Annotated in this window: 10 protein-coding genes and 3 pseudogenes; 11 read left to right on the forward strand and 2 right to left on the reverse strand. The window is 67.6% G+C overall.

Going from position 1 to position 12,673, the window contains the following annotated elements:
- The first annotated feature begins 216 nt into the window (after positions 1 to 216).
- On the forward strand, positions 217 to 732 hold the full coding sequence (locus tag PWS46_RS05290) for a MarR family winged helix-turn-helix transcriptional regulator (protein WP_434618998.1): 516 nt from the start codon (positions 217 to 219) through the stop codon (positions 730 to 732).
- A gap of 37 nt (positions 733 to 769) precedes the next feature.
- On the opposite strand, the gene PWS46_RS05295 is transcribed toward PWS46_RS05290, so the two are convergent.
- Positions 770 to 2,083, reverse strand: a complete 1,314-nt coding sequence (locus PWS46_RS05295) for a pentapeptide repeat-containing protein (RefSeq protein WP_085089287.1) — start codon at positions 2,081 to 2,083, stop codon at positions 770 to 772.
- Between the two features lie 188 nt (positions 2,084 to 2,271).
- Here PWS46_RS05295 and phoU point away from each other — a divergent pair, with 188 nt between their 5' ends.
- A complete protein-coding gene (gene phoU, locus PWS46_RS05300; RefSeq protein WP_434619001.1) occupies positions 2,272 to 2,991 on the forward strand; it encodes a phosphate signaling complex protein PhoU in 720 nt (239 codons plus the stop codon).
- A gap of 276 nt (positions 2,992 to 3,267) precedes the next feature.
- Positions 3,268 to 5,502 (forward strand): anthranilate synthase, encoded by a 2,235-nt coding sequence (locus tag PWS46_RS05305; RefSeq protein ID WP_434619004.1) that lies wholly within the window; start codon positions 3,268 to 3,270, stop codon positions 5,500 to 5,502.
- 51 nt (positions 5,503 to 5,553) lie between these two features.
- On the opposite strand, the gene PWS46_RS05310 is transcribed toward PWS46_RS05305, so the two are convergent.
- A complete protein-coding gene (locus tag PWS46_RS05310) occupies positions 5,554 to 5,802 on the reverse strand; it encodes a DUF2312 domain-containing protein (protein WP_012973951.1) in 249 nt (82 codons plus the stop codon).
- A gap of 386 nt (positions 5,803 to 6,188) precedes the next feature.
- Between PWS46_RS05310 and PWS46_RS05315 the strand changes: the two are divergent.
- The 8 genes and pseudogenes from PWS46_RS05315 (at position 6,189) to PWS46_RS05350 (ending at position 12,588) form a co-directional block, all read left to right on the forward strand.
- A pseudogene (locus tag PWS46_RS05315) lies at positions 6,189 to 7,336 on the forward strand (Re/Si-specific NAD(P)(+) transhydrogenase subunit alpha).
- A 26-nt stretch (positions 7,337 to 7,362) separates the two neighbouring features.
- A pseudogene (locus PWS46_RS05320) lies at positions 7,363 to 7,770 on the forward strand (NAD(P) transhydrogenase subunit alpha); the annotation flags it as partial.
- A 14-nt stretch (positions 7,771 to 7,784) separates the two neighbouring features.
- Positions 7,785 to 9,178 (forward strand): annotated as a pseudogene (locus PWS46_RS05325) (NAD(P)(+) transhydrogenase (Re/Si-specific) subunit beta).
- Positions 9,179 to 9,277: 99 nt separating this feature from the next.
- Positions 9,278 to 9,565: a DUF1330 domain-containing protein gene (locus PWS46_RS05330; protein ID WP_434619008.1), complete on the forward strand. Its 288-nt coding sequence runs from the start codon at positions 9,278 to 9,280 to the stop codon at positions 9,563 to 9,565.
- A gap of 141 nt (positions 9,566 to 9,706) precedes the next feature.
- Positions 9,707 to 9,835, forward strand: coding sequence for a hypothetical protein (locus PWS46_RS05335; RefSeq protein ID WP_256379244.1), 129 nt, complete (start codon positions 9,707 to 9,709; stop codon positions 9,833 to 9,835).
- Positions 9,836 to 10,018: 183 nt separating this feature from the next.
- Positions 10,019 to 11,047, forward strand: a complete 1,029-nt coding sequence (locus PWS46_RS05340; RefSeq protein WP_434619011.1) for an ABC transporter substrate-binding protein — start codon at positions 10,019 to 10,021, stop codon at positions 11,045 to 11,047.
- Positions 11,048 to 11,059: 12 nt separating this feature from the next.
- Positions 11,060 to 11,830: an ABC transporter permease gene (locus PWS46_RS05345; protein ID WP_434619014.1), complete on the forward strand. Its 771-nt coding sequence runs from the start codon at positions 11,060 to 11,062 to the stop codon at positions 11,828 to 11,830.
- Positions 11,818 to 12,588, forward strand: a complete 771-nt coding sequence (locus PWS46_RS05350) for an ABC transporter ATP-binding protein (RefSeq protein WP_434619017.1) — start codon at positions 11,818 to 11,820, stop codon at positions 12,586 to 12,588. The genes PWS46_RS05345 and PWS46_RS05350 overlap by 13 nt, the downstream gene beginning before the upstream one ends.
- Positions 12,589 to 12,673: the final 85 nt, after the last annotated feature.

The raw sequence follows: 12,673 nt of genomic DNA on the forward strand, positions 1-12,673 counted from the left end.
GTCACGGGCCGCGCAATTGATTTGCGCTTTGCACACAACACGTTATGATTGGATGACGCAGCCATGCCCATTCGTGTCAAGGTGGTGTTACCAGACAGGCATGGGCCGGACGGACAGGATGCCGCAGCGTCGCCTCGACAGGTGACTGCCCGGCGGTCGGGACCGGTCGGCGTGGATGGTTGCGGGCACGGGAACGACGGCAGAGAGATTGTCGGTATGGAGGCGTCTGTCAAGGGGTGGGGGCCGGAACGCCCCGGCGAGTCGGAGGACGCGGCCGGTTCGGCCGACGGTGCCTTATCGTTCGTCGTCCGGGAAGTGAACCGCGCCTTCGCCCGTGCCCTGCAGACGCGCATCGCGCGGTCTGGGGTCAGCATGGGTCAATGGTTCTTCCTGCGCGCCCTGTGGGAGGAGGACGGCCTGACCCAGCGGGAGTTGAGCCACCGCGTCGGCATGATGGAGCCGACCACCGTCACCGCGGTCAACGTGATGGAGGCGCAGGGACTCGTCCAGCGCGTCCGCAACAGCCACGACCGCCGCAAGATGAACGTCTTCCTGACCGACAAGGGCCGGGCACTGCGCGAGACGATGATGCCCAGCGCGTCCGAGATCGCCCAGATCGCCATCGACGGCATCGCCCCGGCGGAACTGGACGTGACGCTGGACGTGCTGCGCCGCGTCGGCGCCAACCTGAACGCTGCATGCGCCGCTGCCCGCGAGAGCGAGGAAGGGTAGGGCCGTCGGCGGCAGGCGGCCTTCCGCCCGGGGCGGATCAATCGTCGTCGGGATCCGGCGGCGGCGGCAGGCTGGCGCCGGTCAGATTAGCGCCGGAAAACTTCGCGTCGCGGATGTTCGCGTCGCTCAGGATGGCTCCGGTCAGGTCGGCATTGCTGAAGTCGCAGTCCGACAGGTTGGCCCCGCGCAGGTTGGTGCGGACGCAGGAACTGCCGGTCAGTCGGGCGCCGGTCAGGTTCGCCGCCCACAACCGTCCGGTCGGCTGGCCATCCGGCCCCTTGATGTCGACCCAGCCGACTCCGGCGCCGTCCAGCCGCACCCCGTCCATGTTGGCGCCGCGTAGATTGGCGCCGTCCAGGATCGCCGCGCTGAAATCGGCGCCGGCCAGCACCGCTTCGGAAATGTCGCACATGATCAGCAGCGCCTCGCGCATCTTGGCGCCGCTGAGGTTGGCCCGCTTCAGGTTGGCGCCCGACAGGTTCACGCCGGTCAGGTCGATGTGGCTGAGGTCGGCGCCGGTCAGGTCGGCCCGCGCCCCCATCGTGCCGTTGGTGTTGATCCACGTGTAGTGGCTGTGCAGCGCCTGCTGGATCTGGACCGAGAAATTGTCGGCCGACCGCGCCAGATTGGCGCCGGTGGTGTCGGCCCCGGCCAGATCGGCGCCCTCCAGCTTGGCGCCCTGCAGGTCGGCGTTGCGCAGGTTGGCGCCGGCCAGCATCGCTCCGGTCAAGTTCGCGTCGCGCAGAACCGCGCCCTGCAGGTTCACGCCGGACAGGTTGCTGCCGCGCAGGTCGGCGCGGGCGAGATTGCAGCTTTTCATGCTGGCGCGCATCAGCGTCGCGCCGGTCAGCAGCGCGCCCTCGCAGTCGGCGCCATTCATCGAAACATCGGTCAGGTCGGCGCCGGACAGGTTGGCGTTGGTCAGCGACGCATCGTCGAAATCGGTTCCCGACAGGTCGGAGCGGACGAAGTCCAGCCCCTTTCCGCCCTTGCCGCCTTGTCCGCCATAGAGCAGGGCGCCGCCGCGCAGATCGGCCTCGCGCAGGATGGCGCGCTTCATCTTGGCGCCGCGCATGTGGGCGCCGCGCAGGTCGGCGCGGTACAGGTTGCAGCCGGACAGGTCCGCCTTCGTCAGATGGGCGGCGAACAGGTCTGCGGTGCTGAGATTGGCGTTGGACAGGTCGCAATGGGACAAATTCGCGCCGGACAGCTTGCCCTGCGCCAGGTTCACCCCGGACAGGTTCGAGCCTTCCATGTTCGCCATGGTCAGGTTGGCGCGCGAACCGCCCGACTTGTTCTTCAGCCAGCGCTCGTGCTTTTCCAGCACGGCAACCAACTCGTGCGGTGTCATCGGTCCTGCCCGGTCTGCATGGTTGCGTGGTCCATCGATAGACCAGTGTCCGGAAATAATCTATGCCAAAGGTTAAAGCCGCCTCCAGTGCCGAGGCGGCTTGGCGCGGGCGGCACCGGGCCCCATCTGCGGGGCGTCGGGCGCAGCACCGCCTGCAACTGCGCAGTTTCGAAAGGGAGTTGGGGATCATGTCGGGTGGACACACGCTTGCGGCTTTCGACACCGAACTGGCTGCCCTGCGCAGCGCCATCGACCGGATGGGCGAACTGGTGGAGCGGCAGGTCGGGCTGGCGCTCGATTCGCTGGCCGGCCCCGACGCCGGGATCGCGGGCGAGGTGCTGAAGGGCGACGCCGAGATCGACCGGCTGGAGATGGAGGTCGAGGCGATGACCGTCCGTCTGCTGGCCCTGCGCCAGCCGATGGCGAAGGACCTGCGCGAGATCGTCGCGGCGCTGAAGATCGCCTCGAATCTGGAACGCATGGGCGACTTCGCCGGCTCGGTCGCCAAACGGGCGGTCACGCTGGCCACCCTGCCGGTGGCGCCGCCGGTCGCTTCGCTGGTCCGCATGGGCCGGATGGTGCAGGCGATGATCGGCGACATGCGCCGCGCCTATACCGAACAGGATGCCGACCTCGCCGCCTCCGTCCGCGATTGCGACGGGGAGGTCGACGCTGCCTATACCGCGCTGTTCCGTGAGTTCCTGACCTACATGATGGAGACGCCGGCGCAGATCACCGGCTGCACCCATCTGCTGTTCGCCGCCAAGTCGATCGAGCGCATCGGCGACCACGCCACCAACGTGGCGGAGAACATCAGCTTCCTGGTCAAGGGCCGCCTGCCGTCCGACGAGCGCCGCAAGGAGGATCTCAGCAGCTACGCCGTCGCGCCGCCGCGTGACGGTGAGTAACAGGGAGTGCTTGACAGGCAACCCCGCCCTGTGTTGCGGTTGAAGCCATGAACATGTCCTCGCCCCTCCTGTCGCAGCATTGGTGGTGGCCCGTCTCCCACGGGCCGGCCTGGCAATGCGCGTAAGCGTGGATTGAGAAGAAAAGGCCGCCCGGTGCATCCGGAGCGGCCTTTTTCCTGACCCGACGCAGCGGGTCACCCAGCGGAAGAATGGACAGGCAGGCGGAAGCACTGGGCGGCGTCACCGACAAGACGCCCGAACCGGAGCACCGCCGTCATGATCCCGTCCAACCTGTTCCTCGCCGACCCCTCCTTTCTCGAACCCATAGCCGCCGTGACCGGCGGTGGTCTTGGTCTGCGCCGCACGGCCGAGCCGGTGGCGATTGCCGAGGCGGTCGATGCGCTCGTCACCGCGCTCGACGAGCGGCGCGGCCTGCTGCTGTCCGGCGGGGTGGAGGCGCCCGGCCGCTACCGGCGTCAGGCGCTGGGTTTCGCCGATCCGCCGCTGTCGGTGACCGCGCGAGGCCGCACCGTGCGCATCGATGCGCTCAACCCGCGCGGCCGGCTGCTGCTGCCCGCCGTGGCCCGCGCGCTGGAGGGGCACGAGGCGCTGGTCGGGCTGGAGGTCACCGCCGGCCGCGTCACCGCCCTGGTGTGCCGCCCGGCCGGCGTCTTCGCCGAGGAGGAGCGCAGCCGGCAACCTTCCGTCTTCAGCGTGCTGCGGGCGCTGATGGCGCTGTTCGCCTGCCCGGAGGAGCCGTTCCTGGGGCTCTACGGCGCCTTCGGCTACGACCTCGCCTTCCAGTTCGAGACGATCCGGCGCCGGCTGGAGCGGCCGGACGACCAGCGCGATCTGGTGTTGTATCTGCCCGACCGGTTGCTGGTGGTCGATCATGCCGCCGGGGTGGCGCGGCGCTTCACCTACGAGTTCGTGGTCGATGGCGTCTCGACGGAAGGCTTTGCCGGCGGCGGGCGGATGCACGCCTATCGCCCCGACACCAACGCCGCCGCCGAGTGCGACCATGCCCCCGGCGAGTACCAGCAGGTGGTGCGGGCGGCGAAGGAGGCCTTCAACCGCGGCGACCTGTTCGAGGTGGTGCCCGGCCAGACCTTCGCCGAACCCTGCGCCGACAGCCCGGCCACCATCTTCCGCCGCCTGCGCACGGCCAACCCGGCGCCCTACGAGGCGCTGATCAACCTCGGCGATGGTGAGTTCCTGGTCGCCGCCAGCCCGGAGATGTATGTGCGCGTCGGCGGACGGCGGGTGGAGACCTGCCCGATCTCCGGCACCGTGGCGCGCGGTGGCGATGCGCTGGCCGATGCGGCGCAGGTCTTGACCCTGCTCAACTCCGCCAAGGATGCGGCGGAACTGACCATGTGCACCGACGTCGACCGCAACGACAAGGCGCGGGTGTGCGAGCCCGGTTCCGTCCGTGTCATCGGCCGGCGGATGATCGAGCTGTATTCCCGCCTGATCCACACCGTCGATCATGTGGAAGGGCGGCTGCGCGAGGGATTCGACGCGCTGGACGCTTTCCTCACCCACAGCTGGGCGGTGACGGTGACCGGTGCCCCGAAGCGCTGGGCCATGCAGTTCCTGGAGGATACCGAACGGTCGCCGCGCCGCTGGTATGGCGGGGCCTTCGGCCGCATCGGCTTCGACGGCGGGATGGACACCGGGCTGACGCTGCGGACCATCCGCATGAAGGACGGCATCGCCTTCGTCCGCGCCGGCGCTACCCTGCTGTCGGACAGCGATCCCGATGCGGAGGATGCCGAATGCCGGCTGAAGGCGTCGGCCTTCCTCGACGCGGTGCGCGGCGAGGGGGCGGGACCGCGGCTGTCGGTGGTCCAGACCATGGTGAGGCGGAGCGGGGAGGGTCGGCGGGTGTTGCTGGTCGATCATGACGACAGCTTCGTCCACACGCTGGCCGATTATTTCCGCCAGACGGGGGCCAGCGTGACGACGCTGCGTCATGTCCACGCGCGGGCGTCCTTGCGCAGCGACCCGCCCGACCTGCTGGTCCTGTCGCCGGGGCCGGGGCGGCCGGCCGATTTCGACGTCGGCGGCAGCGTGCAGGCGGCGCTCGACCTTGGCGTGCCGGTGTTCGGCGTCTGCCTGGGCTTGCAGGGGATGGCCGAGCATTTCGGTGCCGAACTGGAGCGCCTGCCGGAGCCGATGCACGGCAAGGCCTCACCCCTGCGTCACCAGGGTGGCGCGCTATTCGACGGGTTGCCGCAGGGGATGCGGGCCGGGCGCTACCACTCGCTGGTGGCGCGGCGCGACAGCCTGCCGCCGGACCTGCGGGTGACGGCGGAGACGGAAGACGGCACGGTGATGGCGATCGAGCACCGGACGCTGCCGCTGGCCGCGGTGCAGTTCCATCCCGAATCGATCCTGACCTTGGACGGGGTCGCCGGTGGCGGTTCCGGTCTGGCGCTGGTCGCCAATGTCATGGAGCGGCTGGCTGGACGCGCCGGCAGGGTGCCTGAACGCGAAGCGGCGGCCTGAAGGGGCCGCCGCTGCGTGACTTGGATGGAAGGAGAGTGACGGGGAAACCCGTCACTCCACCATGCCCAGCGCTTCCTTGTAGAGTTCCAGGATGGCTTCCTGCTCCTGGCGGTCGGCCTTGTCCATCTTCCGCAGGCGGATGATCTGCCGGATGATCTTGGTGTCGAAACCGGTGCCCTTCGCCTCGGCGTAGACTTCCTTGATGTCTTCCTGCAGACCGCGCTTTTCCTCTTCGAGACGCTCGATGCGCTCGACAAAGGACTTCAGGCGATCCGCCGCGATGCCGCCGACGTCGGACATGGCTAAAACCTCAAACGATGGGGGTGTTCGGGAACGGGGCGGGACAATATCGGCGGGCGGGGGGAATGGCAAGCCGGCGATACGCCGCGTGCACGCACGGCAGAGGTCCGGCTGCGTCATCGCGTCGCGGCCATTCCTTCGTACAAGCGTGACCGCCGCCGGGATTTGAACAGCTCGTGGCTGATTTGTCTTATTGCATGAAACAATCGTACGATGGACCTACGCAGCCATTCCCTTTGTTGCGGCGCACCCAATAGGCTGGTATTACCATCGGTGGGTTCGGCTTCACAAAGGCGCATGGATAAGTCATGTATGCGCGTCGTCTGGGCCGATAACCCATGGGGGATGCCGGGATCGGCGTATCTGAGGCAGGGGAGTTTTATCTAATGAAAGTCGCCATTCCAAAGGAGCGACGTGCGGGCGAACTTCGCGTGGCCGCCTCACCGGAAACGGTGAAGAAACTGAAGGGTTTGGGACTGGACGTGGTGGTTGAGAGCGGGGCCGGTCTCGGCTCCAGCATCACCGACGCGGCCTATGAGGCGGCGGGGGCGTCCATCGCTGCCGACGAGGCGTCGGCGCTGGCCGATGCCGACATCGTGTTGAAGGTGCAGCGTCCGCTGATCGCCGCCGAAGGGGGCGAGGACGAGCTGGCGCTGATGCGCAAGGGCGCGCTGCTGTTCGCCATCCTCAACCCCCACAACAGCCGCGACCATGTGAAGGCCTATGCCGATGCCGGCGTGAACGCCTTCGCCATGGAGTTCATGCCGCGCATCACCCGCGCCCAGGTCATGGACGTGCTGTCCTCCCAGGCCAACCTCGCCGGCTACAAGGCCGTGGTGGATGCCGCTTCGGAATATGGCCGCGCCTTCCCGATGATGATGACCGCCGCCGGCACCGTTCCGCCGGCGCGCGCCTTCATCATGGGCGTCGGCGTCGCCGGTCTGCAGGCCATCGCCACCGCCAAGCGCCTCGGCGCCATCGTCTCGGCCACCGACGTGCGCCCGGCGGTGAAGGAGCAGGTGCAGTCGCTGGGCGGCAGCTTCGTCGCCGTCGAGAACGACGAGTTCAAGCAGGCCGAGACCGCCGGCGGCTACGCCAAGGAGATGTCGGACGACTACGAAGCGCCAGCAGGCGGCGGTGGCCGAGCACATCAAGAAGCAGGACATCGTCATCACCACCGCGCTGATCCCCGGCCGCAAGGCGCCGATCCTGGTGAGCGGCGGAGCATGTGGCGTCGATGAAGCCGGGTTCGGTCATCATCGATCTGGCGGTGGAGCAGGGCGGCAATGTCGAGGGTGCCAAGCTGGGCGAGGTGGTGACCACGGCCAACGGCGTGAAGATCGTCGGCCATGCCAACTACGCCAGCCGCATCGCCGAGAGCGCCTCGCTGCTCTACGCCAAGAACCTGCTGGCGCTGCTGACCTCGCTGCACGGCAAGGACACGGGCGTGGCCGTCAATTGGGACGACGAGATCGTCAAGGCCATCGCGCTGACCCGCGACGGCGCCGTCGTCCACCCCGCCTTCGCCGGCTGACCGGGCGCCTGAGGAGACTTACCGCAATGGATCAGACCCAACTGTCCGCCCGTATTGCCGAGCTGAAGGCGAACCTCGCGGCGCTGAGCCAGCAGGCCGACCTGCTGGCCGCCCAGGTCGCGCACGCCGCCCAGCCGGTCACCGAGGCCGCCGGCGGCCATGGCAGCTTCTTCGTCACCGGCCTGACGGTGCTCGTGCTGGCCTGCTTCGTCGGCTACTACGTCGTCTGGCGCGTCACCCCGGCCCTGCACTCGCCGCTGATGGCGGTCACCAACGCCGTGTCGTCGGTCATCATCGTCGGCGCCCTGATCGCCGCCGGCCCGGCCGGCTTCGACTTCGAAGGTCCTGGCTTCCTCGCCGTCATCCTGGCGTCCGTCAACATCTTCGGCGGCTTCCTCGTGACCCAGCGCATGCTCTCCATGTTCAAGAAGAAGGGCCAAGTAAGACCATGGAAACCTTGTCGGCCCTTCTATACCTCGTCGCCTCCATCTGCTTCATCATGGCGCTGCGCGGGCTGTCCAGCCGGAGACCTCGCGCCAGGGCAACATCTACGGCATGGTCGGCATGACCATCGCCATCCTGACCACGCTGGCCTCGCCCATCGTGCAGTCCTATTGGATGATCGTGCTGGGCATCGCCATCGGCGGCGCCATCGGCTATGTGGTCGCCAAGAAGATCGAGATGACGGCGCTGCCGCAGCTGGTCGCCGCCTTCCACTCGCTGGTCGGTCTGGCCGCCGTCTTCGTCGCGCTCGCCGCCTTCTACTCGCCGGCGGCCTACGGCATCGGCCTGCCGGGCGCCATCGCCAAGGGTTCGCTTGTCGAGATGGCGCTGGGCACCGCGGTCGGTGCGATCACCTTCACCGGCTCCATCGTCGCCTTCGCCAAGCTGCAGGGTCTGGTCACCGGCAAGCCGCTGGTCTTCCCGATGCAGCACCCGCTGAACGCGGCGCTGGGCGTGCTGACCGTCATCCTGATCATCTGGCTGGTGCAGTCGAACTCGACCACCGCCATGTGGCTGATCATCCTGGTGGCGCTGGCTCTCGGCTTCCTGCTGATCCTGCCGATCGGCGGCGCCGACATGCCGGTGGTCATCTCGATGCTGAACAGCTATTCGGGCTGGGCGGCCTGCGGCATCGGTTTCACCCTGCAGAACAACCTGCTGATCATCACCGGCGCGCTGGTCGGCTCCTCGGGCGCGATCCTGTCCTACATCATGTGCAAGGGCATGAACCGCTCGATCTTCAACGTCATCCTCGGCGGCTTCGGCGGCGAGGCGGCGGCGGCGGGCGGTCCTGCCAAGGGTCCGCAGGGCAGCGTCAAGGCCGGCTCGGCCGAGGATGCCGCCTACATCATGAAGAACGCGCAGTCGGTCATCATCGTCCCCGGCTATGGCATGGCGGTGGCGCAGGCGCAGCATGCGCTGCGTGAAATGGCCGACGTGCTGAAGCATGAAGGCGTGGACGTGAAGTACGCCATCCACCCGGTGGCGGGCCGCATGCCCGGTCACATGAACGTGCTGCTGGCGGAAGCCAACGTGCCCTACGACGAGGTGTTCGAGCTGGAGGACATCAACCGCGACTTCGGCACCGCCGACGTGGCCTTTGTCATCGGTGCCAACGACGTGACCAACCCGGCCGCCAAGACCGATCCGACGTCGCCGATCTACGGCATGCCGATCCTGGACGTGGAGAAGGCCAAGACGGTGTTCTTCATCAAGCGCGGCATGGCGGCGGGCTATGCTGGCGTCGAGAACGAGCTGTTCTTCCGCCCCAACACCATGATGCTGTTCGGCGACGCCAAGAAGGTCACCGAAGAGGTCGTGAAGGCGATGGAAGCCTGACCGGCATCCATTGCAGTTGACCGGACCGGGCGCGGGAAGCAAGGCTTTCCGCGCCCGTTTCTTTTGGGCCGGAAAACGACAAGAGAGGATGCCGAGACCATGACCGCCTACATCATCGCCGACGTGCGCGTGACCGACCCCGTCGCCTATGAGGTCTACAAGTCGCTGACCCCCGACGCGATCGCCAAGAACGGCGGTCGCTTCATCAGCCGCGGCGGCGAGACGGCGGTGCTGGAAGGTGATTGGCAGCCCAACCGGATCGTCATCCTGGAATTCCCGGACATGGCCTCGGCCAAAGCCTTCTACGACAGCCCGGAATACCGCAAGGCGCGCGAGGCGCGTCGCGATGCCGCCGATTTCAAAATGATCGTGGTGGAAGGCCTGTAACGGACGGCCGGCGCCGTTACCGTCCGTTACACAACAGCGTCCGCGGGACACATCGCCGCAACACGGCGCCGCTATCGCTTACCGTCACCGAGGGACGGCGGGTGGCACCGCCGTCCTCCCCACTGTGACGGAAGGCTGGCCATGGACGATGACGATCTCTGCGAACCGTTCGATTCGCACCTGACGCTCTGGACACGCATCGCGGTGGCGATCCTGCTGGTGGGGGTATCGCTCTGCGGCGTGTCGCTCTACCTGCTGACGGAAAGCTGAGGCCGTACCGCCCAAGCCGCGCCGAACCCACGATTTCTGCGGCTTTCCGGTCGTAGTCGATGCATTAATAACAGTAAATTTTTGTGTAATAATGAATTCCCGTTTCCAGTTATGTGGAAATCGCTCTTCTCCATCCGCGCAATCGTGCTAAATAGCCTCGGAACCCCAGTCGAGGATGATCCGATGCTCCGCTTCACCCGCCGCTTCACCCTTGCCGCCCTGGTTGCCCTCGGGGCCGCCACCGCCGTGATACCCGGCATTGCGCGTGCCGCCGACCCGGTGAAGCTGGAAATCGGCTACATTCCGATCCTGGCGGCGTCGCCGCTGTTCATCGTCGATGGCCAGGGCTGGGCCAAGGATGCGGGGATCGAGCTGAAGCTGACCCGCTTCGAATCCGGCCCGCACGCCATCCAGGCGATGGCCGCCGGCAAGATCGACCTGCTCTATGCCGGCGTCGCCCCGGTGCTGGTCGCCCGCACCAAGGGCGCCGACATCTCGGTCATCGCCAATTCTGCGGTTGAGGAGATGGTGGTCGCCGCGCGCGGTCCCTTCGCCAAGGCGGTGGGCGCCAACCCGACGGCGGAATCCTTCAAGAAGTTCGCCGCCGACACCGGCCGCAAGCCGAAGATCGGCACCCAGCCGCCGGGCTCCGTTCCCGACACCGTGCTGAAGCACTGGCTGTTCAAGGTGGTGAAGGTCGATCCGGCCGACGTGGAACTGGTGCCGATGGGCATCGAGAAGACGCAGCAGGCACTGCTGGCCGGCGCGCTCGACGCCGCCACCATCCGCGAGCCGACGGTGACCGTCACCCGCCAGATGGACCCCAACGTCGCGCTGCTCGCCACCGGCGCCCAGATGTTCCCGAACCAGCCCGGTACCGTCGTCGCCGCCCGTGCGGAGGTGCTCAAGGCCCATCCCGACGCGATCAAGGCGCTGGTCAAGGCCCACATCCGCGCCGTCGACATGATCGCCAAGGACCCGGCCGCCTCGGCGAAGCTGGTGAACAACTATCTCGGCAAGGGCCTGCTGGAGCCGGCGACGCTGGAAGCCGCCTTCAAGGGTCCGGGGTCGAACTTCCTCGCCGACCCGCACAAGGTCGTCCCGGCGGTCGAGCAGATGATGGCCTACACCAAGGAGATCGGTTCGGCCAGCGAGACGATCCCGGTGGCCGAGGCCTTCGACTTCAGCTTCTACGACGCCGCCGCCAAGTAAGCCGGCCGACCGATGCAGACCGACAAGCCGATGAAGTCCTATCAGAAAGTCGCCCTTTCGGCGCTGGGCGTCGTTGCCTTCCTGCTGGCGTGGGAAGCGGTGGCGCGCAGCGGAGTCGTGCCGGCCCGGCTGCTGCCGTCGCCGAGCGCGGTGCCCGCCGCCTTCCTGACCGAATTCAAGAGCGGCACCTGGCAGGAAATGGTGATGGCCAGCCTGTCGCACTATCTCGTCGGGCTGTCGCTGGGCACCTTCCTCGGCGTGTCCTTCGGCACGGCGGCGGCGCTGTGGGGCATGTGGGACGCCTTCCAGGCCTGGGTCGTGCGCATGCTGCGCCCGATCCCGGCCATCGCCTGGATCCCCTTCGCCATCATCTGGTTCGGCGTCAGCGAAGGGGCGGCGTCCTTCCTGATCTCGCTGACGGTGTTCTGGATCAACTATTACGCCAGCTACGCCGCCGTGCGCGGGGTGGACAAGGACCTGATCGAGCTTGGCCATGCCTTCGGGCAGGGCGGGCTGATCCCGCGCCTGTTCAAGATCATCCTGCCGGGTGCCCTGCCGGGCATCCTGTCGGGCATGCGTGCCGGGCTGGGGCAGGGCTGGATGACGGTGGTCGCCGCCGAGCTGTTCGGCATCTCCGGCCTCGGCATGCGGATGATGGAGGCGTCGGGCCTGCTGGCGACGCACATCGTCGTGCTCTACATGGTCACCATCGCGCTGCTCTATGGCGTTTCGGATTTCCTGTTCATGCAAGTTCAGTCGCGGGTGCTCTCATGGCAGCGGTGAGCCTTTCCAAGACCGCCGCCGCCGCGTCGGTCATCGACCTCGAGGACGTGTCGATCGGCTACGGCAAGGACGCGCCGCCGGTGCTGGTCGACGTGAACCTGTCGGTCGAGCGCGGCAGCTTCGTCGCCATCGTCGGCCCGTCCGGCGTCGGCAAGTCCACGCTGCTGCGGGTCGTCGCCGGCCTGCACACCGCGCGCAGCGGCGGCGTCACCATCCACCAGGACCAGCGTCCCGGCCATCGCCCGGTCGGGCTGGTGTTCCAGGACTCCCGCCTGCTGCCCTGGCGCCGGGTGATCCGCAATGTGGAGTTCGGGCTGGAGGGCCTGCCGGTCAGCCGCGACGAACGCCGCCGGCGGGCGGAGGCCGCGCTGAAGCTGGTGCGGCTCGACGGCTATGCCCGCCGCTGGCCCTACGAGCTGTCGGGCGGCCAGCGCCAGCGCATCGGCATCGCCCGCGCCATGGCGGTGGACCCGGACATCCTGCTGATGGACGAACCCTTCGGCGCGCTCGACGCCATCACCCGCCACAACCTGCAGGACGAGCTTCGCCGCATCCATCAGGAGACCGGCAAGACGGTGCTGTTCGTCACCCACGATCTGGAAGAGGCGGTGCATCTGGCCGACCGCATCATCGTGCTGGGCGGCACCCCGGCCCGCGTGGTGCGCGACGTGCGCAACAGCGCCGGCCGGGACGGCTCGGTGTTCCGCGATCAGGTGGAACAGCTGCGGTCGGAGATCGCGGACAATTACAGCATCTGATGGGGTGGCCTGATGTCTCCCTCTCCCCCCGGGGGAGAGGGTCGGGGTGAGGGGGATGCATGACGAGGATCTTCGAGAATCCCGG

This window comes from Azospirillum sp. B2RO_4 (assembly GCF_051124815.1).
GTDB lineage: Bacteria > Pseudomonadota > Alphaproteobacteria > Azospirillales > Azospirillaceae > Azospirillum.